This window comes from Xanthomonas sp. 3307 (assembly GCF_014199735.1).
Taxonomy (GTDB): Bacteria; Pseudomonadota; Gammaproteobacteria; order Xanthomonadales; family Xanthomonadaceae; genus Xanthomonas_A; species Xanthomonas_A rydalmerensis.
The window spans coordinates 20,083-40,417 of record NZ_JACHOG010000011.1 but is presented as its reverse complement, the minus strand read 5'-3'; the positions used below and the strand labels follow the sequence as shown (position 1 = coordinate 40,417).

General features: G+C 69.9%; 22 protein-coding genes. 11 read left to right on the top strand and 11 right to left on the bottom strand.

The features are described from left to right. Positions 1-132 precede the first annotated feature (132 nt). Entirely contained in the window at positions 133-708 is a 576-nt protein-coding gene (locus GGR64_RS19430; RefSeq protein WP_184647883.1) for a superoxide dismutase family protein, read from the top strand. A 79-nt stretch (positions 709-787) separates the two neighbouring features. Then, the gene (locus GGR64_RS19425; protein WP_160964680.1) at positions 788-1,414 is read left to right on the top strand and encodes a superoxide dismutase family protein; all 627 of its coding nucleotides are present in this window, start codon (positions 788-790) and stop codon (positions 1,412-1,414) included. A gap of 140 nt (positions 1,415-1,554) precedes the next feature. Here the strand turns inward: GGR64_RS19425 and GGR64_RS19420 are convergent, their stop codons facing one another. Continuing rightward, positions 1,555-2,121 (bottom strand): NADAR family protein, encoded by a 567-nt coding sequence (locus GGR64_RS19420; RefSeq protein WP_184647881.1) that lies wholly within the window; start codon positions 2,119-2,121, stop codon positions 1,555-1,557. A 234-nt stretch (positions 2,122-2,355) separates the two neighbouring features. Further along, positions 2,356-3,243: a hypothetical protein gene (locus GGR64_RS19415; protein WP_160964676.1), complete on the bottom strand. Its 888-nt coding sequence runs from the start codon at positions 3,241-3,243 to the stop codon at positions 2,356-2,358. Between the two features lie 106 nt (positions 3,244-3,349). On the opposite strand from GGR64_RS19415, the gene GGR64_RS19410 reads away from it, so the two are divergent. Together GGR64_RS19410 and GGR64_RS19405 are read left to right on the top strand one after the other, a co-directional pair. After that, positions 3,350-4,630 (top strand): acetyl-CoA C-acetyltransferase, encoded by a 1,281-nt coding sequence (locus GGR64_RS19410; RefSeq protein WP_184647879.1) that lies wholly within the window; start codon positions 3,350-3,352, stop codon positions 4,628-4,630. A 179-nt stretch (positions 4,631-4,809) separates the two neighbouring features. Further along, positions 4,810-5,379, top strand: coding sequence for a hypothetical protein (locus GGR64_RS19405; RefSeq protein WP_160964672.1), 570 nt, complete (start codon positions 4,810-4,812; stop codon positions 5,377-5,379). Between the two features lie 451 nt (positions 5,380-5,830). Here GGR64_RS19405 and GGR64_RS19400 read toward each other — a convergent pair whose 3' ends face one another. From GGR64_RS19400 to GGR64_RS19390, 3 genes are all read right to left on the bottom strand, one after another. Continuing rightward, positions 5,831-7,099 (bottom strand): heme biosynthesis HemY N-terminal domain-containing protein, encoded by a 1,269-nt coding sequence (locus tag GGR64_RS19400; protein WP_184647877.1) that lies wholly within the window; start codon positions 7,097-7,099, stop codon positions 5,831-5,833. Next, the gene (locus GGR64_RS19395) at positions 7,096-8,076 is read right to left on the bottom strand and encodes a uroporphyrinogen-III C-methyltransferase (RefSeq protein ID WP_184647875.1); all 981 of its coding nucleotides are present in this window, start codon (positions 8,074-8,076) and stop codon (positions 7,096-7,098) included. The genes GGR64_RS19400 and GGR64_RS19395 overlap by 4 nt, the downstream gene beginning before the upstream one ends. A gap of 112 nt (positions 8,077-8,188) precedes the next feature. Continuing rightward, positions 8,189-8,971 (bottom strand): uroporphyrinogen-III synthase, encoded by a 783-nt coding sequence (locus GGR64_RS19390; protein WP_160964666.1) that lies wholly within the window; start codon positions 8,969-8,971, stop codon positions 8,189-8,191. Positions 8,972-9,004: 33 nt separating this feature from the next. On the opposite strand from GGR64_RS19390, the gene GGR64_RS19385 reads away from it, so the two are divergent. The 5 genes from GGR64_RS19385 (at position 9,005) to GGR64_RS19365 (ending at position 12,076) form a co-directional block, all read left to right on the top strand. Then, positions 9,005-9,475, top strand: a complete 471-nt coding sequence (locus tag GGR64_RS19385; RefSeq protein WP_160964664.1) for a YiiD C-terminal domain-containing protein — start codon at positions 9,005-9,007, stop codon at positions 9,473-9,475. Positions 9,476-9,520: 45 nt separating this feature from the next. After that, positions 9,521-9,940 carry a hypothetical protein gene (locus GGR64_RS19380; RefSeq protein WP_167087895.1) on the top strand — a complete coding sequence of 140 codons (420 nt, stop codon included), beginning with the start codon at positions 9,521-9,523 and terminating at the stop codon, positions 9,938-9,940. A gap of 53 nt (positions 9,941-9,993) precedes the next feature. After that, positions 9,994-10,428, top strand: a complete 435-nt coding sequence (locus GGR64_RS19375) for a rhodanese-like domain-containing protein (protein WP_019797227.1) — start codon at positions 9,994-9,996, stop codon at positions 10,426-10,428. A gap of 85 nt (positions 10,429-10,513) precedes the next feature. Then, positions 10,514-11,032, top strand: coding sequence for a protein-export chaperone SecB (gene secB, locus GGR64_RS19370; RefSeq protein ID WP_017907745.1), 519 nt, complete (start codon positions 10,514-10,516; stop codon positions 11,030-11,032). Between the two features lie 18 nt (positions 11,033-11,050). Further along, positions 11,051-12,076 carry an NAD(P)H-dependent glycerol-3-phosphate dehydrogenase gene (locus tag GGR64_RS19365; protein ID WP_160964660.1) on the top strand — a complete coding sequence of 342 codons (1,026 nt, stop codon included), beginning with the start codon at positions 11,051-11,053 and terminating at the stop codon, positions 12,074-12,076. A 179-nt stretch (positions 12,077-12,255) separates the two neighbouring features. Here the strand turns inward: GGR64_RS19365 and GGR64_RS19360 are convergent, their stop codons facing one another. Both GGR64_RS19360 and GGR64_RS19355 read right to left on the bottom strand, forming a co-directional pair. Further along, a complete protein-coding gene (locus tag GGR64_RS19360; RefSeq protein WP_048490709.1) occupies positions 12,256-12,828 on the bottom strand; it encodes an Ax21 family protein in 573 nt (190 codons plus the stop codon). A 247-nt stretch (positions 12,829-13,075) separates the two neighbouring features. Further along, positions 13,076-13,672 carry a TetR family transcriptional regulator gene (locus GGR64_RS19355; protein ID WP_326520380.1) on the bottom strand — a complete coding sequence of 199 codons (597 nt, stop codon included), beginning with the start codon at positions 13,670-13,672 and terminating at the stop codon, positions 13,076-13,078. 94 nt (positions 13,673-13,766) lie between these two features. Between GGR64_RS19355 and GGR64_RS19350 the strand changes: the two genes are divergently transcribed. Then, entirely contained in the window at positions 13,767-14,456 is a 690-nt protein-coding gene (locus tag GGR64_RS19350; protein ID WP_160964658.1) for a DUF1349 domain-containing protein, read from the top strand. 24 nt (positions 14,457-14,480) lie between these two features. Here the strand turns inward: GGR64_RS19350 and GGR64_RS19345 are convergent, their stop codons facing one another. The 4 genes from GGR64_RS19345 to GGR64_RS19330 all read right to left on the bottom strand — a co-directional run bounded on the left by GGR64_RS19345 (position 14,481) and on the right by GGR64_RS19330 (position 16,987). Next, positions 14,481-14,888: a DUF2000 family protein gene (locus tag GGR64_RS19345; protein WP_184647873.1), complete on the bottom strand. Its 408-nt coding sequence runs from the start codon at positions 14,886-14,888 to the stop codon at positions 14,481-14,483. 56 nt (positions 14,889-14,944) lie between these two features. Beyond that, positions 14,945-15,802 (bottom strand): AraC family transcriptional regulator, encoded by an 858-nt coding sequence (locus GGR64_RS19340; protein WP_184647871.1) that lies wholly within the window; start codon positions 15,800-15,802, stop codon positions 14,945-14,947. Between the two features lie 187 nt (positions 15,803-15,989). Then, a complete protein-coding gene (gene trmL / locus GGR64_RS19335) occupies positions 15,990-16,469 on the bottom strand; it encodes a tRNA (uridine(34)/cytosine(34)/5-carboxymethylaminomethyluridine(34)-2'-O)-methyltransferase TrmL (protein ID WP_160964652.1) in 480 nt (159 codons plus the stop codon). A gap of 41 nt (positions 16,470-16,510) precedes the next feature. Continuing rightward, complete coding sequence (locus GGR64_RS19330; protein ID WP_184647869.1) at positions 16,511-16,987, bottom strand: hypothetical protein; 477 nt, start codon at positions 16,985-16,987, stop codon at positions 16,511-16,513. Positions 16,988-17,398: 411 nt separating this feature from the next. Between GGR64_RS19330 and GGR64_RS19325 the strand changes: the two genes are divergently transcribed. After that, on the top strand, positions 17,399-20,275 hold the full coding sequence (locus GGR64_RS19325; RefSeq protein WP_184647867.1) for a pitrilysin family protein: 2,877 nt from the start codon (positions 17,399-17,401) through the stop codon (positions 20,273-20,275). Positions 20,276-20,335: the final 60 nt, after the last annotated feature.

Below are 20,335 nucleotides of genomic sequence, written 5' to 3'. Positions count from 1 at the left end.
TGCATGGCGCCCGCTTTTGCGAATCCCCAATCCCCAATCCCCAATCCCGCCGATTAGACTGCGCCCCGTGCGCCTTCATGAGGTCTGCACGGCTGCCCCTCTAGTTTCGCCCTGACACAGGAGTCGATGTCGATGCGTTATGGATTGCCCCTCGCCGCGAGCGCCTTGTTGATGCTGGCCGCGTGCAGCAGCGCGCCGCCCAAGGCGCCGCCACCGCCGCCCAAGGCGCCGCCGTTGCCCAGCGCCGGTACGGTGCAGCAGGCGCAGGCTGTGCTGGCGCCTGCCTCCGGCAGTTTGGTCAGCGGCAAGCTGTCGCTGGTCGCGGCCGCGGGTGGCGTGCGCATCACCGGCACGCTCGGCGGCCTGCAGCCCAACCGCAGCTTCGCCTTCCACGTGCACGAGCGCGGCGATTGCAGCGCGGCCGATGCCAGCAGCGCCGGCGGCCACTTCAATCCGCTCGGGGCACCGCATGGCCGCGCCGGCAACGGCCCGCACCATGCCGGCGACATGGACAACCTCAACGCCAATGCCGATGGCACCGCGCAGATCGACGTGCTGCTGCATGGCGTGGTGCTCGGCGGCGGCGCGGCCAACGACATCGTCGGCCGCGCGCTGGTGGCGCATGCCGATCCGGACGACTACCGCAGCCAACCGGCCGGCAACGCCGGCGCACGCGTGGCCTGCGGCGTGATTCGCCCGCTGCGCTGACATCGCTTCGATACTGCCGCCCGGGTCCGCCTGGGAGGTCCGTCCGCATCCTGCGGCTCTGCAACGAAGGAGAACCCCCGTGCGTCGTACCCTTCCCAGTCTGTTGTTCCTGGCCACCACCCTGGCGCTGAGCGCCTGCAAGCGCGAAGAGCCGGCAACCACGCCAGCGGCGACCCCCGAACCCGCCGCCGCCCCCGCGGCGAGCGCACCGCCGGCCACGTCCAATGCCACCGGCAGCGCCAGCGCCTCGCTCAGCCCGACCCAGGGCAACGAAGTGGCCGGCGAGGTCAAGTTCACCACCGTCGACGGCGCCGTGCACGTCACCGGCACCATCACCGGGCTCAAGCCCAACAGCGAGCACGGCTTCCACATCCACGAGTTCGGCGATTGCAGCGCGCCCGACGGCAGCAGCGCCGGCGGCCACTTCAACCCGGCCAAGACCGAGCACGGCCAGGTCGGCAGCGATCCGCACCACGGCGGCGACATGCCGAACCTCAAGGCCGATGCCGAGGGCAAGGCGACCATCGATGCGGCGGTGTCCAACAACGTCAACATCGGCAAGGGCGATGGTTTCGACATCCTCAACCACGCGGTGATCGTCCACGCCGACCCGGACGACTACAAGAGCCAGCCCACCGGCAACGCCGGCGGCCGTTTGGCCTGCGGCGTGATCAAGGGCGACGCCGCGGCCGCGCCGGCGCAGTAAGCAACCGCTGGATGGTCACGATGCCGGCGTCCGCGTGTGCGGGCGCCGGTGTCCCCGGGCATTGGATGTCGACCTGCCTCAACGCCGCTGGGCAATCGGCGGCGCGGCGGCCGCGTCTTGGTGATGCAGCAGCGCCGCGATCAGTGATGACCTGATTCCGCCAGCTGCTGGCGGACCTGCATCAGGGCGAAGCCCAGCAGATTCTCGCCCTGCCACGTCCTCGGGTCGGCTGCGCGCGGGTCGTCCGCGGCCAGGCCGATGCCCCAGATCCGGTCGACCGGGCTGGCTTCGACCAACACGTGATCCCCGGTCCCGAACAGGAAGGCTTTCAGCGCCGCATGCTGGCCGAACTTGCCCAGGTTGCCCTCGATGACCAACTGCATGCGGGCGTCGCGCCAGGTCGGTTCATCGAAACCGTGGATCTCCCGCCCGATCGCCTTGGCTTCCTTTGGATGGGATGCGGCCAGAATGCGGGCGCAGGCTGCGTGATCGCCGAATAGCCGCGCCTTCCCGGCCATCATGTAGTGCTCGGCCGTCGGGTAGGACACCGAATCGAGCACGAAGGGCGCCTCGAACCATTGGCTGAAGCAACTGCGGTCGATGGCGCCGGCCTGCTTCGGTGTGTGCCCCCAGAAGTAGACGAACGTGAGGTGTTCGCCCGCCTGCTGGCGTGCGCACAGCGTCTCCACCGTCAGTACGTTGTGCATGGATGTTCTCGCTAAGAATCAGGCACGGGTACACCGCGACAACGCCGCGGTGCTCAGACAATGCCACGGATGATGCGACATGCCGATGTCCGCCCACATCTGGCCATGTCGCCATGTCGGTCCTGTAGCTGGACCGGGACCGTCGTGTCGACGTAGCGCGTGTCCGCTCGAAGGGCAGGTCGGTCCGCGTACTCCGGCCGGGCGGTGCACGTCCCGGCGCCATGCCAACGCGGCTCAGGCCGCCAACAGCGCCTGCTTCGCGTCCTGCCCGCTCTCGCAGTGCACGTACAGCACCGGCAGGCCGTGGGCCTCCAGCACCGCGGCCAGTTGCCGCTGCCGGGCCAGATACTGCTCGTAGACCCGTTGCAGGCGTTCGCAATCCTGGCGGTCGTAGGCGTAGTGCGCGCACCAGCTGGCCGGATCGAACAGGGCCATGCGCACCTCGCCGCCGCGGTAGCGCAGCAGCGGCTCGGGCGGGGCCTGCAGCCATTCTTCCTGGTCCGGCGCCAGCAGTGCGGTCTCGATCAACGGCCACAGCGGCGCCAGGCCCTGGTTGTCGTACTGCATCGACATCATCGCCGCCAGGTCGTTGCCGGTCAGGTAGCGGGCGTGCTCGACCTGCGCGCCAAAGCCCTGCTGCGCCAGCAGCGCGGTGTCGGCCTGGGCCATGCCCTGCGCCAGCAGCACCTCCTCCAGCGCCGCGGCCACCGCCTGCACGGTGTCGTCGGGGCCGCTGAGCAGGAAGGGCACGATCCGCAGCGCGCCGCCGCGCAGACCGGCGTCGGCCTGGAATGGCAGCGGCACACTGCCGTCGGCATCGGTGCCGAAGGCCAGCAGGCGCGGGCCATCGGCGCGGCCTGGCGCACGAGCGCTGAGTTCTTCCAGGCGCCGGTGCAGCGGCCAGCCCGGTCGCAATGCTTCGGCCGGGTCGAAATGCGCGCCGGCCAGGCTCAGCTCCAGATCGCGCACCGCCGGCACCAGCTGTGCCAGGTCGCGGCCGACCTTCTCGGCCAGTTCGGCGGCCTGGGTGTGCGGCAGCGCCGGATGCGCCGGTTCGCGCCCGGAGGACAGTTCCAGGGCGATGACCCCGCGGGCATGGCTGTTGGCGAAGGCTTCGGTCATGGGGATTGGCGGTTGGCCCGTCGCGGGCGCATAGCTACACTCGCTTCATTATGCCTGCGCTAACGTGCAGGCCATGTCCCCGACTCCCCTCGCGCGAGGTAATCCCATGCCAGCAGCCCGTCCCGTCGCCATTCTCGGCGGCGTCCGCATTCCGTTTTGCCGGCAGAACACGGCGTATGCGGATGTCGGGAACCTCGGCATGTCGGTGCGCACGCTGGGCGCGCTGGTCGAGCGTTACGGCTTGCATGGGCAGCAGCTGGGCGAAGTGGCGATGGGTGCGGTGATCAAGCATTCCAGCGACTGGAACCTGGGCCGCGAGGCCGCGCTGTCCTCCGGGCTGTCGCCGCTGACCCCGGGCATCACCCTGCAGCGCGCCTGCGGCACCAGCCTGGACAGCATCATCACCGTGGCCAACAAGATCGCGCTGGGGCAGATCGAGTCGGGCATCGGCGGCGGCTCGGACACCACCTCCGAAGTGCCGATCGTCTACGGCAAGAAGCTGCGCGCGCGGCTGCTGGCGGCCAACCGCGCCAAGAGTGCCGGCGACAAGCTGCGCGCGCTGACCCGCGGCTTCAAGTTCGCCGAGCTCAAGCCCGAGTTCCCCGGGGTGGCCGAGCCGCGCACCGGCAAGAGCATGGGCGACCACTGCGAGGACATGGCCAAGCAGTGGAACATCTCCCGCGATTCGCAGGACGCCTGGGCGGTGTCCTCGCACCACAAGCTGGCCGCCGCCTACGAGCACGGCTTCTTCGCCGACCTGATCGCGCCGTTCCGCGGCGTGGAGCGCGACAACATCCTGCGCGCGGACACCTCGCTGGAGAAGCTGGCCACGCTGAAGCCGGCGTTCGACAAGATCAGCGGCCGCGGCACCCTGACCGCGGCCAATTCGACCCCGCTGACCGATGGCGCCGCCGCGGTGCTGCTGGCCTCGGAAGAATGGGCGCAGGCGCATGGCCATGTGCCGATGGCCTATCTGCGCGATGCGCAGGTGTCGGCCGTGGATTTCGTGCACGGCGAAGGCCTGCTGATGGCCCCGACCGTGGCCGTGCCGGAGATGCTCAAGCGCCATGGCCTGCGCCTGCAGGACTTCGACATCTACGAGATCCACGAAGCTTTTGCCGCGCAGGTGCTGTGCACGTTGCGCGCCTGGGAGAGCGAGGATTACTGCCGCACCCGGCTTGGCCTGGACGCGCCGCTGGGGCAGATCGACCCTGCCAAGATCAATCCGGTGGGCTCGTCGCTGGCCACTGGCCACCCTTTTGCCGCCACCGGCGCGCGCATCGTCGCCACCGTCGCCAAGCAGTTGGTCGAACGCGGCGGTGGCCGCGCGCTGATCTCGATCTGCACCGCCGGCGGCATGGGCGTGGTGGCGATCGTCGAACGCTGAGCGCGTCCGCGGGCCGTGCGTGAGCATGCGCCCGTGCTCGTCCCACGCGCCGGTCTCGGCCGCCGGCCACTCCTGACGCCGTCCGATCGAAGGCGCTCATGGCGTGCATCGGCCGCGCTACCATGCCCGCCGATTCGTCCGCGCCACGCGGGCGACACGGCGCGCAGGGGGCGCAGGCCATGACCGAGCAGGGCAGTTTCAATCCATACCAGGCGCCAAGCGTCGCCACCTCGTCCAGCCTGCCGCCGCCGCTGCCGGGCGAGACGCTATGGCGCGACGGCAACGAACTGCTGTGCCTGCGCGACGCGCCGTTCCCGCCGCATTGCGTGAAGTGCGGCGTGGCGCTACGCAACGACGAGCTGAAGAAGCGCACCTTCTACTGGCACGCGCCAGGCTGGTACGCACTGATCCTGGTGAGCATCCTGGTCTATGCGATCGCGGCGTTGGTCGCGCGCAAGCGCAGCAGCCACGTGCTGGGGATGTGCGCGGAGCACCGCCGCCGGCGCAACCGGTTCATCCTGTTGAGCGCCGCTGCCTTCCTGGTGGGTCCGGTGCTGGGATTCGCCGTCGGCGACGAGGGCGGGTTCTGGCTGGGAGGCGCCGTGTTCCTGGTGATGCTGATCTGGGGCATGTTCGGCGCACGCATCCTGGTGCCACGGCGCATGGACGAGCGCTATGCACGCTACAAGGGCCTGGCGCCCGCGTTCCTGGCGCGCCTGCCGGCACTGCCGCCGGCCTTGCGGCGCTGAGCGAGCGGGCGCGGGCAGTCGGCCGGTCCCATCGGGCGCTATACGGCTCCTGGCCCGGATGATCGAGTCCTGGCCCGGATGATCGAGGCGCGGCGGCCATGGCCACACGCCGTTAACCTTGCATCCTGCCGCGCTCCTGGGGTCGTTGCAGTTGCGCGTCGGTCCCGGAGCGATGCGATGCGGGTGTGCCGCCGCGTCTGGTGGCATCCAGCATGCGTTTTCGCCAGCGACCAGCAGGACGCGCCGGGGGTCTTGTAGGAGCGGCTTCAGCCGCGACGGGCTCTACCAGGAACGCCCGTCGCGCCAAGCAGCACACCGCATGCTGCTTGAGTGTGGCGAAGCAGGTGATCAGGGACGCCCTTTCGCCACGGCGGGCATTCCAGATCGTGCGCCTCGCGGCTGATCCCGAAGGGACGAGCGCGCCGCTCCTACGCTCGCGGTCGTACCGTACTCAGCCTTCCAGCCGCGGGAACCCATGGTCGTCGCGGCGTTCCGTGCTGTCCGGATCCGCCGCGATCGGGGTCACCAGGGCGACCGGCTCGGGTAGCGGCTGGGCGGGTTCGCCGCGCTGCACGCGCAGCGCATTGGCGTAGCAGCGCTGCGCCGCGAGCATGTCGCCGGCGTCGGCATAGCCGTCGCCGAACACTTCCCATGCTTCGGCACCGGCGCCGAGCGCCAGCGCGCGATGCAGGAATTCCTCGGCCTGCGGCCACTGCTGCTGGTGGCGGGCCAGGCGCGCCAGGGTCAGCAGCAGCGCCGGACTCTCGGGATGCGCCTGCAGCCAGCGCTGCGCACTGGCGCGACGCGAATCGTACTTCTCCACCGGCAGGCGTCCGTACAGCGCGGCCAGGCCTTCGTCCCAGCGCGTGTCCAGCGCCTGCTCCAGGCTGCGCAGCGCCGCATCGTCCCAGCGCAGCGCCGCCGCGCGCACCGCATAGGCGGCCACCACCGCCGGCTCGCTGCGCAGCGACTTGGGCAGGCTTTCCCAGCGTTCGGCCAGGGCATTGGCGTCGCCGGCCTGGTCCAGCGAGGCCGCGGCCAGACGCGTTTCCAGCGTGGCGATCGCCTCCAGCGGCAAGGCCTGCTGCTGGCGGATCGCGCCGAGCTGGCCGTAGGCCTCGCCGGCGCGGCCGATGCGGGTCAGCGCCTCGGTGCGCAGCAACAGCCCGCGCGGCGGCAGCGGCTGTGCCGCGGCCACGTCCAGCGCATTGATCGCATCGACCGGACGCTGTTGCTCCAGGTGCAGTTCGGCCTGCAACAGTGCATGCGCGGCGGCATCGCGTTCGGCCAGGCGCCGCAGGTGGCGCTCGGTCGCCTCGCGGTCGCCACGCGCATCGGCCGCGCGCACCGCGGCGATCAGGGCGATGGCGGTGACCTCCGGGTCCTCGGCGGCAGCGTTGAGTTGCTTCTCGGCCCGCGTCCACTGGCCGGCGTGGGCGGCGGCCAGGCCATCGAGCAGGCGCGCGCGCGACTGCTTGCGGCGGCGCCGACCCCAGGCGCGGAACGGGAAGCTGAGCACGTTCCACACCAGCCACAGCGCCAGGAACGCGATCACCAGCAGCAACGACGCCTGTGGGAGCGAGGCGATGTAATCGGTGCCGCCGACGCGCACGATCACCTCGCCCAACTGGCGCACCTGGTCCTGCCCCAGCCATTGCGCACCGATCACGCCCAGCGCGATGACGATCAACAGCACGATCAGGGAACGGAGGGATTTCATGACGGGCTCCTTGCGTCGCGCATCGCGCGCAACTGCTGCAGGGTGGTTCCCAATTCGGGAATGGTCGGGCGCAGATCAGCGTTGGCCAGAGTGCGCAGCGCGGCGCGGCGTTCGCGCAGTTGCGGCGACTCCGGCCACAGCCGCGACAGCCAGCGCCCGGCGCCGGCCAGTGCGCTGCGATAGCCGCGCGTGTCGCCGCGTTCCAGCGCCGCGCGCGCCAGGGTCAGGTCCAGCTGCAGCGCATCGTGGGCTGCAACTCGCTCCGAGCTGGCGACCAACACGCCGCCCTGCGAGGGGCGGATCTTCACCAGCGGCGACAGCAGGCGCTGCCACAGCGGCTGTTGTGCGTTTTCCGGCAATTGCGTCGGCAGGGCGGTGAGGCTGGCAGAGAAGGCATCCAGTTGCGCCGCCAGGCGCGCCTGCGGCCCATCGCCCAGCGCGTCCAGGGCGGTGCGTTCCTGCAGCAGCGCCTGGCGCAGGTTGAGGAATTGCGGATCGTCGATGCCGTCCAGCACACCGCTGGCCAGGGCATAGGCGCGGCGCGCACCGGCCGCATCGCCGGCCAGCAGCAGCCGCTGCTGGCCCTGGTTGAGCAGCAACTCGACCTCGTCCAGGCGCAGCGCCTGCGCACCGTGGCGGTTGGAATCGGCGAGCTTGGCGACATTGGCCTCCAGCAGCGCGCTGCGCTGGCTCAGGCCGAGCATCTCATCGCGCAGCACGCGGTTGGTGCTGGCAGCGTCCTGCAACCGCTGCACGGTGGCGCGCTGGTCGCGGCGCAGGCTGTCCTGGGCCTGCTGCAAGGCCTGCAGTTGCTGCTGCAGGTCCGATTGCTGGGCCAGTTCGCGCGCGCTGCGCGCCTGCCACCAGTCCCAGCCACGCCAGCCGGCGAACGCCAACGCGGCCAGCGTGGCGAGTACCAGCAGCAACCAGATCCAGCGTGTGGAACGGCGAGGCGTGATCGGGATTTCGTCGGTCATCGGCAGCGTCCTGAGGGCCGTCGCCCGTCGCGAGCAAGGCGGCGGTCGGCGCGGCACCGCCGGAGCATGGCGTGATCGGCACCGCGGCCGCAACCCGGGCGCAGGTCCGCGTTCAGCGAGGTGGCAAGCGCGTTACGATCGCTGCCGCGGCGGCCACCAGTTGCTGCGGCATCGGGCCGGCCGCCTGCGCGACGTCGACGAATCCCAGGTCCGCCGCCAGGGTCGCCAGGCGCGCGCTGGCCGCGATCACCGGCCGCGCGCGCCAGGCCTTCGCCAGGTCCTCGGGCAACTGCGCCAGCACCTGTTGCAGCGCCTCGCCGCTGCTCAAGGCCAGCACCCCGGGCGGCGCCGCACGCAGGCGGGCCAGGTCGGCCGGGCGCAGTTGCACCGGTTCGCGGACATAGACGTCGGCGCGCAGCAGCGGGGTGCCGCGCGCCTGCAGATGCGCGGCGATCAGGCCGCGGCCGCCGGGGGCGGTGATCAGTCCCACCGGCAGGTCGCGCGCGGCCAGTGCCGGCAGCGCCAGCAGGCCGTCGCTGTCCATCCGCGCCGGCGTCGCCACCTCGGCGATGCCGTGCTGGCGCAGCGCGCGCGCCGTGCCGGCACCCACCGCCAGCCAGCACTGGCCTGGACGTGCCGCCAGCGGCTGCAGCGCCGCTGCCGCGCGCACCGCCGCCGGGCTGCTGACGATGACCCGCGGCGCGTCCAGCGCCGCGGCCAGGGCCGCACGGGTGGCGGGATCGGCGCGCGCCCGCAGCTGCCACGGCGACACCGCCAGCACGCGTCCGCCGCAGCGCGCCGCCGCCCGCCGCAGCGGCGCGTGCTCGCCCTGCGGGCGCAGCGAGATCAGGGTCCAGGTCGGGGCGGCGGTTGCATGCGCGCTCATGCCAGGCATTATGCGAGCCCCCACCGGCAGCACAATCGCACCATGGCAGCGGATCTTTCCTTCGAGGCGTTCCTGCAGCAGTTGCAGCGGCAGTTCCAGGCCATGCCGCCGGTGGCCGCACTGCAGGTCGCCGTGCACGGCTATGCCGACCAGCGCCTGCAGCTGGTCGCACCGCTGGCGGCCAACATCAACGACAAGGGCAACGCTTTCGGCGGCAGCCTGGGCTCGGTGATGACCCTGGCCGGCTGGGGGCTGGTCAACTGCGAACTGCACCGGGCCGGCCTGCAGGCCGACGTCTATGTCGCCGACAGCCAGGTGCGCTATCTGGCGCCGCTGTACGCCGATCTGCACGCCCAGGCCAATGCCGACCCCGAGGGCGACTGGGACGTGTTCGTGAACACCTTCCGCCAGCGCGGCCGTGCCCGCATCGGCATCCAGGCCCAGGTCGGTGTCCCCGGCGAGGCGGCGGCAGCGACCCTGAGCGGTCGCTTCGTGGCCATCGCCAAGGGGTAGGATGCGCGGATCGCGCGCCCCGCGCGCCGCCACCTGGACGCCACCATGCCTTCGATGTTCCGCGCCCTCGCGCTGCTGTTGCTGCTGGGCTGGACCGGCGCGGCCGTGGCCGGCAGCCGCGCGCAACAGCGCAAGCTCGACGACCTGCAGACCGCTTACGCCGCCGCGGTCCGCTGGAGCGAGTTCGAAACCGCCTGGCAGGTCGTGGATCCGGCCTACCGCCAGGCGCACCCGCTGACCGACCTGCAACTGGAGCGCTACCGGCAGATCCAGGTCTCCTCCTACAAGGTCGGCGGCGCCGCGGTGGGCGACGGCGAGGCGCTGCGCGAGATCGAACTGGGCGTGATCAACCGCAATACCCAGGCCGAACGCATCGTCCGCTACCGCGAGCGCTGGCGCTGGGATCCCGAGGTCAAGACCTGGTGGCTGCAGGACGGCCTGCCGGACCTGTGGAACGGCCAGTAGCGCGGTCGCCGAGCTGTGCGACAATCGGCGCCCGCTTCCCGCCCCCGAGTCCCGTGAACTTCGAAGAACTGCTGGCCTTCGCCGGCCGCAACCCGATGCTGGCCCTGGCCCTGGTGGGCCTCACCATCGCCCTGATCGTCACCGAAGTGGCGCGCCTGTTCCGTGGCTACAAGAGCCTGCGGCCGGCCGAGCTGACCCGCCTAATCAACGCCGGCAACGCGGTGCTGGTCGACCTGTCGGCCTCGGCCGATTTCGAGAAGGGTCACATTGCCGGCAGCCGCAATGCCACCGCCAGCCAGTTCGGCCCCGAGCACAAGCTGGTGGCCAACGCCAAGGCGCAGCCGGTGGTCTTGGTCTGCCGCACCGGCACCACTGCCGACGGCGCCGCCAAGCAGTTGAAGAAGGCCGGCTTCGAGCAGGTCTACGTGCTGGAGGGCGGCATCGCCGCCTGGCAGCAGGCCGAGCTGCCGCTGGTCAAGGGCCGCTGAGACCGCGTCCGGCCGGACCCGAGGGTCGCGGCCGGCGTGTGATAATCCCGTTTCTTTCTGTCACCGAATCCACCGGAGTCACGCAATGTCCGACCTCACCAACAACGGCGCCGCGGCGCCGGCCGACGCCGCGGCCGGCCCCGCTTTCACCATCGAGAAGATCTACGTCAAGGACGTGTCCTTCGAGTCCCCCAACGCGCCGTCGGTGTTCAACGACAACGCCCAGCCGGAACTGCAGCTCAACCTCAACCAGCGCGTGCAGCAGCTGAACGAGCAGGCCTTCGAAGTCGTGCTGGCCGTGACCCTGACCTGCACCGCCGGCGGCAAGACCGCCTACGTGGCCGAAGTGCAGCAGGCCGGCGTGTTCGGCCTGGTCGGCCTGGACCCGCAGGCGGTGGACGTGCTGCTCGGCACCCAGTGCCCGAGCATCCTGTTCCCGTACGTGCGTTCGCTGGTCAGCGACCTGATCCAGGCCGGCGGCTTCCCGCCGTTCTTCCTGCAGCCAATCAACTTCGAGGCCCTGTACGCCGAGACCCTGCGCCAGCGCGCGCAGCAGGGCGAAGGCCAGTCGCTGGCCGATTCGGAGCCGGCCGGCAACGCCTGAGCGCGTTCGCCGTTGCGCATGCGCGATAACGCCAAGAAGAAGATCGCCGTCCTCGGCGCCGGGTCCTGGGGCACGGCGCTGGCGTCGCTCACCGCGCGGCACGGGTATCCGACCGTGCTGTGGGGCCGCGATGCCGTGATCGCCGAGGCCATCGAGCAGCGCCACGAGAACCCGCGCTATCTGCCGGGGATCGCGCTGCCGGAGGGCCTGCAGGCCACCACCGACCTGGCGGCGGCCATCGACGGCGCCGACTGGATCCTGGTCGTGGTGCCGTCGCATGCGTTCACCGAGACCCTGCGCCAGCTGGCGCCGCTGCGCCCGTCACCAGCCGGCGTGGCCTGGGCGACCAAGGGTTTCGAGCCCGGGTCGGGGCGTTTCCTGCACGAAGTGGCGCAGGAGATCCTCGGCGAGGCGGTGCCGCTGGCGGTGGTCACCGGCCCGTCCTTCGCCAAGGAAGTGGCCCTGGACCTGCCGACCGCGGTGACCGTGCACGGCGATGCCGCGTTCGCGCAGCAGGTTGCCGACGCGATGCACGGCCCGACCTTCCGCGCCTATACCGGCGACGACATGGTCGGCGCCGAGCTGGGCGGGGCGATGAAGAACGTGCTGGCGGTGGCCACCGGCGTGGCCGACGGCATGGAGCTGGGCCTCAATGCCCGTGCCGGCCTGATCACCCGTGGCCTCAACGAGATGCTGCGGCTGGCCGCGGCGATCGGCGCCAAGCCTGAAACCCTGATGGGCCTGGCCGGACTCGGCGACCTGGTGCTCACCTGTACCGGCGACCTGTCGCGCAACCGCCGGCTGGGTCTGGCGCTGGGGCGTGGGCAGCCGCTGCAGGAGGCGGTGCGTGCGATCGGGCAGGTGGTCGAGTCGGTGCAGACCGCCGACGAGGTGATGCGCCAGGCCGAGCGCCACGGCATCGATCTGCCGATCTCCAATGCGGTGCGCGCGGTCCTGCACGGCGAACTGACCCCGGCGGTCGGCCTGCAGCAGTTGCTGGCGCGCGAACAGAAGCCCGAGTACCCGACCACCCTGTTCAGTTGATCCGGCCCACTGCCGGAAACGAAAACGCCCGGCCTGGCCGGGCGTTTGCGTATCTGCACGCCAGCGCGTAATGGACGACGGCCGGATCGACAGGCAAAAAAAAGCCCGGTCGTGGGACCGGGCTTTCCGAACCGCGCGCGGCGGGAGAGAGAGACGACGCGCGCAGCGCTAGGCAACGCTTACCAGCTGAAGCGCGGGCCGACGAACCATTCCTTGTCGCCGTTGCGGTCCATCTTCAGGTCGGCGCTCAGGCCCCAGTTCTGGTTCAGCTTGGCCTGGGCACCCAGACGGCCGTAGAACTCGCCTTCCGGATTGATGCCGTCCTTCTTCAGGTAGTCCTCGTAACCACCCAGGACATAGACTTCCAGGTACGGGTTGAACGCGGTGCGGATACCCGCTTCGGCGCTCCAGCCGTTGAACTTGGTGCCGTATTCCGGGGCGAAACGGTTGTAGGCCACGCGGGTCACCAGGTCGGTGCTGGTCGCGATCTCGTGGTTGTAGCCGGCGCCGACGCGCCACTGGTCGACGCGCACGTCGCCGAAGTCGGTCTTCTGGCGGTTGAAGTCGCCGAACACGCTGAAGTTCGGGTGGAACGCGTAGGAACCCTTCACCGCCCAACCGTCGGCGTCGCCGCCGTTGGCGTCGGTCTTGACGTAGCCGGCTTCGGCGTAGTTGTAGGAAAGGCCTTCGGCAGCCGAAGCGGCGAACGGCAGGGTGGCCAGGAGGCCGAGAGCAAGCAGAGAGGTCTTCATAATCGGGTACCTTCGTTATTGGTTGTCGGCGCTGAGGCGTGGGGCCGTTCGCTGCCGATATGTAAATTATCCGTTAGCGACCCGAACTCGCCCTGAATCCCAAACTAACTAGTGCATAAATTAAACGCCCCGTTCAGGCGGGTGAGGTGCATTGTTTGGGCGGGCATCCGGTTCTTTCAGAACAACGAAGTCCTGATTCGGGCGTGCCATCGCCGGCTGCAACGCGCTTTGCTCCCGCGACCACTCTTTACAGCGCGGCGAGCTTCTCGATCGCATCGTGCACCCGCCGTCTGTCCATGGGCACGACCGAGCGGTGGATCGTCGCGCCTTCGATGAAGGCGTCGATGGCGGCGGATGCCGTAGCGGAGAAATGCGTTTCTAGGGCCGCCCGGCTCCTGGCCATCCACTGCTGCATGATCGCGGTCATCTCCGGATGCCGGCGGGCGAAGGCATACAGCTCGTAGCTCAGCAGCAGCACGCGTGGGGACGCCGTCCCCTCGGCGAAGATGATGTTCACCACCGCCTCGCAGGCCTGCGCGTGGTTCTGCGCGGCGCGGATTTCGGCGGCGAAGTCGGTGGACACGTCCTGGGAGAAACGGGTGAACGCGGCCACCAGCAGCGCGTGCATCGAACCGAAGTAATACGTGGTGGCGCTGAGCGGAACGCCGGCTGCCTCGGCGACCTTGCGGAACGTGGTGCCCGCGACGCCGTGCTCCAGGATCACCCGCAGCGCGGCCTGCTCGATCGCTTCCTTCCGGTGCGGATCCTGGCGCCAGGTCCTGCCGCTCATGCCTGTCCAACGCTGTTTCGACGAAGGTCGATGATCGCAGTTCGCGGTTGACACCTCAATTGGAACGGATGTACAAATTCGCCAATGAGGTCGACGAAGACCATCGCAGCGATGGCGCCTCCGAAGCAGCGACGTGAGGAGCAGGACGATGGCGAATTCCGGAGAGAGGGACGTGGATATCGGCCGCCGGGCGACCTTGGGCGGCCTCGCCGCCGGTGGCGTCGTGCTGGCCACCGGGGCGCGCGCGGTGGCGCCTTCCGGTTGGGAGGCGGGCACCTGGCTCAATGCACCGAAGGTCCATCGGATCCTGCCCGGCGGCGTGCTCGAGGTCGTCACCGACAAGGGCAGCGACTTCTGGCGCGAAACCCACTACGGGTTCACCCGCGACAGCGGGCACTTCCTCGGCATCGCCGCGCCCGCGCGCTTCACCTGCCAGCTCCGCGTCCGCGGAAAATTCGAGCAGCTCTACGATCAGGCCGGCCTCATGGTCCGAGTCGACGAGCGGCGTTGGGTGAAGGCCGGTATCGAACTGAGCGATGGACGGCCGATGCTCAGCAGCGTGTTGACCGACGGCCGCTCGGACTGGGCCACCGGCCCGTACGAAGCGGACGCATCGGACTTCTGGATGCGCGCCACGGTGGACCAGGGGGTGCTGCGCCTGCAGGTCTCCCGCGACGCGAAGTACTGGCCGCTGGTGCGGTTGTGTCCGTTCCCGGTTGCGTCCTCTTACCTCGTCGGCCCGATGACCTGCACGCCGGAGCGCGAGGGATTGATCGTCCGCTTCTCCGACTGGAGCCTGGGACCGGTGCTGGGCAAGGATCTGCACGATCTCTCCTGACGCCTCGCCTGCGCCAGCGCGCGTCTAACGATGCAGTGCCAGGCCCTTGGTGGCTTTTTCGATGGCCTTCTTGGGTCCGCGCAGGCCGAGCCCCACCAGGTTCAGAGCGCCAGGATCTTCCGCCGCGAACGCCTGGCGATTGGCCGCGTCATGGCCGGTCGAGAACATGGCGAAGACATACGGCAGCACGGTGATCTCGCGGGCCAACCCCACCCGGTGCGCGGCCCGAAGCCCGTCGAGATCGGCTTCGAACACCAGCATCGGCTGGCCGAGCAGGCAGCCGTAGCGATGGCCGTTGGCATCGATGTAAGGGTCGCCCATGGCGTCGGGGGCGGCCGCGGCGACGCCCGTCGCCAGGAAGGCGGCGACGTTCAGGCGCTGCCACATCGCCAGGTCGTTGCGGACGATGATGGCCACTTTGGTGTCGAACATGTGCAACTCCGCAGTCTGGATGACGCGGGCATGGTCTAAGTTGCCGCCGCCGCGTTCTAGAACGCTTGTGCAGCACCGCCGGCACATTGCCGCTGGTATGCGGCCGGCGTGAGCCGGTAGGCGCGCTTGAACCAGCGGCCCAGATTGCTCTGATCGGCGAATCCGACCTTGAGCGCTACGTCCGCCGGTTCCTGTCCATCCGCCAGCAGGGCACGGGCAACGCGCAGGCGCAGCCGGATCAGGTAGGCATGCGGCGAGAGGCCGAACGTGCGCTGGAATTGCCGGGTGAGGCGGAATCGATCCAGGTCGGCGTGGTCGGCAAGCTCATCGAGGCTGACGTCGCGTTCCATCTGCGCGTGCAGAAAATCCCTGGCGCGCGCCACCGTTGGCGTGGACGCGCACGGGCGCTGCGCCTCGGCCGACAGTTGCGGAGACAGCAGGCGCATCATGCGGTCCAGGCTCTGGTCCCGCGCCAGCCGGCCTTCGCGTTGATGGATCGCGAGGAAGGCCTGGCGTATCGCCGCGCTCAGCGCCGCGTCGTCGGCCAAGGTCGTGCGGAACGCCGGATGGAGCGCGGACATGTCCTCCTGGCCGAGGCGTTGCAGTGCGCCGGCCACCCAACGCTGAGGCAGGTAGAGCATCGCGTAGGTGAAACCGTCCTCGGCGGGCGCATGTCCATCGTGGACCGCGCCAGGCTCGATGAGGATGGCGCGCCCGGGCGTGCTGGTGTGCAGCGAACGATGGCAACGGAAGCGCTGCAGGCCCTGCAGGGTCACGCCGACCAGCACTTCGTCGTGATCGTGCGGATCGTAGGCATGCCCGCGGAAATGCGCATGCACGCTTTCGATGCCGGTCTCCCGGTCGCGGCGGATCCTGACCCAGTCACTGGCGTCGGGTTGGGTGTTCGATGCCATTCGCTGAACTTGGTGGGGCACGACGGGCGGCGTTCTCGCTGGATGCAGAGGATGCGCCGAGATCCAGTGTAGGAACGGAGCGTCATGGGCTTCAAGCTGGACGCGGCTCGATCGGGAGGGAGAGGCTGCGGATGTTTTCGCTGCCCCTGGATCGAAGCATCTTCGCTTCCGGGCGCGTGCCCTACGCTCAGTCGGCGCCGGGAAATCCCAGTTGTCGCCAGGCTTCGAACACCACCACCGCGACCGCGTTGGACAGGTTGAGGCTGCGGTTGTGCGGCTGCATCGGCAGGCGCAGGCGCTGCGCGTCGGGCACTTGTTCCAGCACGGCGTCCGGCAGGCCGCGGGTTTCCGGGCCGAACAGGAAGGCGTCGCCGTCGGCGAAGGCGGGTGTGTCGTAGCGGGTGCTGCTGCGGGTGCTCAGGGCGAACAGGCGGCGCGGGGCGATGGCCTGCAGGGCCGCTTCCAGCGATGCGTGGACCTGCAGTCGTGCGTATTCGTGGTAGTCCAGGCCGGCGCGCTTGAGCTGGCGGTCGCCGAGGTCGAAGCCCAGCGGCTCGATCAGGTGCAGTTGCGCGCCGGTATTGGCGCAGAGGCGGATGACGTTGCCCGTGTTGGGCGGAATCTCGGGCTGGTACAGCAGAACGTGCAGCGTTGGGGTCGCGATCATCGGCGCAGTGTACGCGCCGGCGTGGAGGGCTTGGTGCGGGTTCAGCGCACCAAGCCGACCGCCAGGTCCTGGCCCAGCTTCTGCAGGCTCGGCTGCAACTGCAGCATCGCGGTGTCCAGCGTGTCGCCGACCACGTCGCCGATCGCCAGCATGCTGCCCATGTCCGCATCCGGGCGCACCTGCACGGTGGCGAGGGTCACCACGCGCTGGCCGGCGGCCTGTTGCATGTCGCGTTCGGCCAGCTGGTCTGCCGACGGGCGCACCTGCACCGCGGCGAGAGTGGCGATGCGGCTGGACAGCTCGGCCTCGCGCTGGGCGATCTGCTCGGCGGAGGGGCGCACTTGCACCGCCGCCAGGGTGGCGATGCCGCTGGCCTGTTCGATGGTGTGCTGGGCGATCTGGTCGGCCGACGGGCGCACCTGCACGGCATCCAGGGTGGCGATCCGCGTGGCGGCGAAGGACGGCGCGGCGAACAGGGCGGCGATGGCGGCGGTCAGGAGCAGGTTGGTGGTTTTCATGGTGGGCCTCGTTGGTGTTGTTGATCAGTGGTGTGGTAGTAATGTAGTACACCTAATCAGGGGCTGCAAGAGCTTTTTTGCTTTCCGCAGTTTCATTAAGCATTCGTTCACTTACTGCTGGCATCTGTTGCGTTCGAGGATGTGTACGCAGGCTGCGTGCCAACTCCAAGTAACTGTATTTGCAAGGAAATTGATTCCAATAAAGTGTCCGCGGGCGGACACCCGGGCGCTCGCGTACGCCGGACGCGGACACCGCGGCACCGTTCGCGCCGGCAGCCGGCCGCTAGTGGTGCGGCTGCGACGCCGTCGAAGAAGGACGTCAGCGACAACGGCGGAATACGCGCAGGGCGGTACGCCCGGTACGATCGGCGTTCACCGGCTGTTTACTGGCCCCAAGGAAGAAGGATCCGCATGACCGTCTCGACCCGCCCGCGTGGCGCCCTGCTGGCCGTCGCCCTGTCCGCCGCACTCGGCGCACTGAGCTACGCGCCGCCCTCGACGGCGGCAAGGTCCGCCGCCGCCACGTCGGTGGATATCGCCTACGAGCAATTCACCCTGCCGAACGGACTGCGGGTGGTGGTGCACACCGATCGCAAGGCGCCGATCGTGGCGGTCAACCTCTGGTATCACGTGGGCGCCAAGGACGAGCCGGCCGGGCGCACCGGGTTCGCGCATCTGTTCGAGCACCTGATGTTCCAGGGCAGCGAGAACCACCACGGCGAGTTCTTCGAGCCGTTCAAGCAGGTCGGCGTCACCGACCAGAACGGCACCACCAACAGCGACCGCACCAATTACTTCGAGAACGTGCCGACCACTGCGCTGGACATGGCGCTGTGGATGGAGTCGGACCGCATGGGCCACCTGCTCGGCGCCATCGACCAGGCCGCGCTGGACGAACAGCGCGGCGTGGTGCAGAACGAGAAGCGCCAGGGCGAAAACCAGCCGTACGGCCAGGCCTGGAGCCGGCTGAGCCGCGCGCTGTACCCGGCCGGCCACCCGTACCACCACACCGTCATCGGTTCGATGAACGACCTCAACGCGGCCTCGCTGGCCGACGTGAAGCAGTGGTTCCGCACCTGGTACGGGCCCAACAACGCGGTGCTGGTGCTGGCCGGCGACATCGACGTGGCCACGGCCAAGGAAAAGGTGACGCGCTACTTCGGCGACATCCCGGCCGGCCCGACCATGGCCCAGCCCAAGGTCGACGTCGCCCAGCGCAGCCAGTCCACCCGCGAGACCATGACCGACAAGGTGCCGCAGACGCGGATCTACCGCGTCTGGAACGTGGCCCAGACCGGCACCGAGGATGTCGACCGCCTGCAACTGCTGGCGCAGGTGCTGGGCGGCGCGAAGTCCTCGCGGCTGGACCGGCGCCTGGTCCACGAGGACAAGCTGGTCGACCAGATCAGTGCCTCGGTCTGGCCGTCGCAGCTCGGTTCCGGCTTCGGCATCATCGCCATGGTCAAGCAGGGCGTGGACCCGGCCAAGGTCGAGGCGGCGATCGACGAGGAAGTGCGTCGGCTGCTGGACAAGGGGCCGGACAAGGCCGAACTGGCGCGCGCCAAGACCGCCTTCCGTGCCGGCTTCATCCGCGGCGTCGAGCGCATCGGCGGCTTCGGCGGCAAGGCCGACGTGCTGGCCGAGTGCGCGGTGTACACCGGCGACCCCGGCTGTTTCCGCACCTCGCTGGCGACCATCGCCTCCACCCGCTCGCGCGACCTGACCGCGGTCGGCCGCAAGTGGCTGGGCAAGGGCGACTACACCTTGCTGGTCCAGCCGGGCGAGCGCGTGGCCCTGGCCGAGGAGCCGACCGTGCAACCGGCGCCGTTGAACCCGCCGCCGGCCGATCCCAAGTACCGCGCCCTGCCCAGCGTGGTCGACCGCAGCGCCGGCCCGCCCAAGACCACCCAGTTCCCGCAGCTGAAGTTCCCGGCGCTGCAGCGCGCCACGCTGAAGAACGGCAGCACGGTGATCCTGGCCGAGCGCCACGACGTGCCGGTGGTGCAGTTCAGCTACGAGTTCCGCGGCGGCTACAGTGCCGACCAGGGGCGCAAGCCGGGGACGGCCAGTTTCGCCATGGGCATGCTCGACGAGGGCGCCGGCGAGCGCGATGCGCTGGCGTTCGCCGATGCGGCGGATGCCCTGGGCGCGTCGCTGTCCGCCGGCGCCTCGCTGGACGGCAGCAACGCCTATCTGTCGGCCTTGAAGGAGAACCTGGCGCCGTCGCTGGCACTGTACGCGGACATGCTGCGGCGGCCGCGCTTCGCGCCGAACGAGATCGAGCGGATCCGCGCCAGCTGGATCGCCGGCATCCGCCAGGAGAAGGCCCAGCCCAACGGCGTGGCGATGCGGGTGTTGCCGCCGCTGCTGTACGGCGCCGGCCATCCGTATGCGATCCCGTTCAGCGGCACCGGCACCGAGGCGGCGATCGCGGCCCTGCAGCGCGAGGACCTGGTCGACTTCCACCGCGACTGGGTGCGTCCGGAGAACGCCACCGTGATCGTGGTCGGCGACACCACCCTGGGCGAGATCGTGCCGCTGCTGGACGCGCAGTTCGGCGACTGGAAGGGCGAGGGCCAGGCGCCGTCGGTGCCGGCCGCGGCCAGCGTGGCGCGCCCGGCCAAGCCGCGCGTGTACCTGATCGACCAGCCCGGCGCGGTGCAGGCCAACCTGTTCGCATCGGAACTGGTGCCGCCGACCACCGATCCGGCGGCGGTCCGCTTCGACATGGCCAACGGCGTGATCGGCGGCGACTTCACCTCGCGCCTGAACATGAACCTGCGCGAGAACAAGCATTGGTCCTACGGCGCGCGCAGCGGCGCGGCCAGCGCGCTCGGCCAGCGGCCGTGGACCGCCTCGGCACCGGTGCAGATCGACAAGACCGCGCCGGCGCTGCAGGAGATGTCCAAGGAGATCAGCGCCTTCGCCAACGGCAAGGCACCGCCGACGGCGGAAGAGGTGGCGCGCATCCGCAACATCCAGACCCTGAGCCTGCCCGGTGCCTACGAGACCGCCAGCGCGGTGATGGGTGCGATCGGCGGCATCGTCCGCTACGGCCGCCCCGACGACTACGTGTTCAAGCGCAAGGCCGAGATCGAGACGATGACCCCGGCGCAGGTGCGCGAGGCGGCGTCGATGCTCGATCCGAACAGCCTGACCTGGGTGGTGGTGGGCGACCTGAAGCAGATCGAGGCGCCGGTGCGCGCGCTGAAGCTGGGCGAGGTCACGGTGATCGATGCCGACGGGGTGCCGCAAAGCGGTGCGGCGGCGGTCCCGGCTCAGCGTTGACCGGAATGGGCGCGCGTCGGCGATGGCTGGCGCGCGCTGTGGCCGGGTGTGCGCCGGCGT

Bases quoted from the DNA above. Each gene is read 5' to 3' on its own strand.
- GGR64_RS19430 (WP_184647883.1), top strand. From the start codon at position 133: ATGCGTTATGGATTGCCCCTCGCCGCGAGCGCCTTGTTGATGCTGGCC.
- GGR64_RS19420 (WP_184647881.1), bottom strand. From the start codon at position 2,121: ATGCACAACGTACTGACGGTGGAGACGCTGTGCGCACGCCAGCAGGCG.
- GGR64_RS19415 (WP_160964676.1), bottom strand. From the start codon at position 3,243: ATGACCGAAGCCTTCGCCAACAGCCATGCCCGCGGGGTCATCGCCCTG.
- GGR64_RS19410 (WP_184647879.1), top strand. From the start codon at position 3,350: ATGCCAGCAGCCCGTCCCGTCGCCATTCTCGGCGGCGTCCGCATTCCG.
- GGR64_RS19405 (WP_160964672.1), top strand. From the start codon at position 4,810: ATGACCGAGCAGGGCAGTTTCAATCCATACCAGGCGCCAAGCGTCGCC.
- GGR64_RS19400 (WP_184647877.1), bottom strand. From the start codon at position 7,099: ATGAAATCCCTCCGTTCCCTGATCGTGCTGTTGATCGTCATCGCGCTG.
- GGR64_RS19395 (WP_184647875.1), bottom strand. From the start codon at position 8,076: ATGACCGACGAAATCCCGATCACGCCTCGCCGTTCCACACGCTGGATC.
- GGR64_RS19390 (WP_160964666.1), bottom strand. From the start codon at position 8,971: ATGCCTGGCATGAGCGCGCATGCAACCGCCGCCCCGACCTGGACCCTG.
- GGR64_RS19385 (WP_160964664.1), top strand. From the start codon at position 9,005: ATGGCAGCGGATCTTTCCTTCGAGGCGTTCCTGCAGCAGTTGCAGCGG.
- GGR64_RS19380 (WP_167087895.1), top strand. From the start codon at position 9,521: ATGCCTTCGATGTTCCGCGCCCTCGCGCTGCTGTTGCTGCTGGGCTGG.
- secB (WP_017907745.1), top strand. From the start codon at position 10,514: ATGTCCGACCTCACCAACAACGGCGCCGCGGCGCCGGCCGACGCCGCG.
- GGR64_RS19365 (WP_160964660.1), top strand. From the start codon at position 11,051: ATGCGCGATAACGCCAAGAAGAAGATCGCCGTCCTCGGCGCCGGGTCC.
- GGR64_RS19360 (WP_048490709.1), bottom strand. From the start codon at position 12,828: ATGAAGACCTCTCTGCTTGCTCTCGGCCTCCTGGCCACCCTGCCGTTC.
- GGR64_RS19350 (WP_160964658.1), top strand. From the start codon at position 13,767: ATGGCGAATTCCGGAGAGAGGGACGTGGATATCGGCCGCCGGGCGACC.
- GGR64_RS19345 (WP_184647873.1), bottom strand. From the start codon at position 14,888: ATGTTCGACACCAAAGTGGCCATCATCGTCCGCAACGACCTGGCGATG.
- GGR64_RS19340 (WP_184647871.1), bottom strand. From the start codon at position 15,802: ATGGCATCGAACACCCAACCCGACGCCAGTGACTGGGTCAGGATCCGC.
- trmL (WP_160964652.1), bottom strand. From the start codon at position 16,469: ATGATCGCGACCCCAACGCTGCACGTTCTGCTGTACCAGCCCGAGATT.
- GGR64_RS19330 (WP_184647869.1), bottom strand. From the start codon at position 16,987: ATGAAAACCACCAACCTGCTCCTGACCGCCGCCATCGCCGCCCTGTTC.
- GGR64_RS19325 (WP_184647867.1), top strand. From the start codon at position 17,399: ATGACCGTCTCGACCCGCCCGCGTGGCGCCCTGCTGGCCGTCGCCCTG.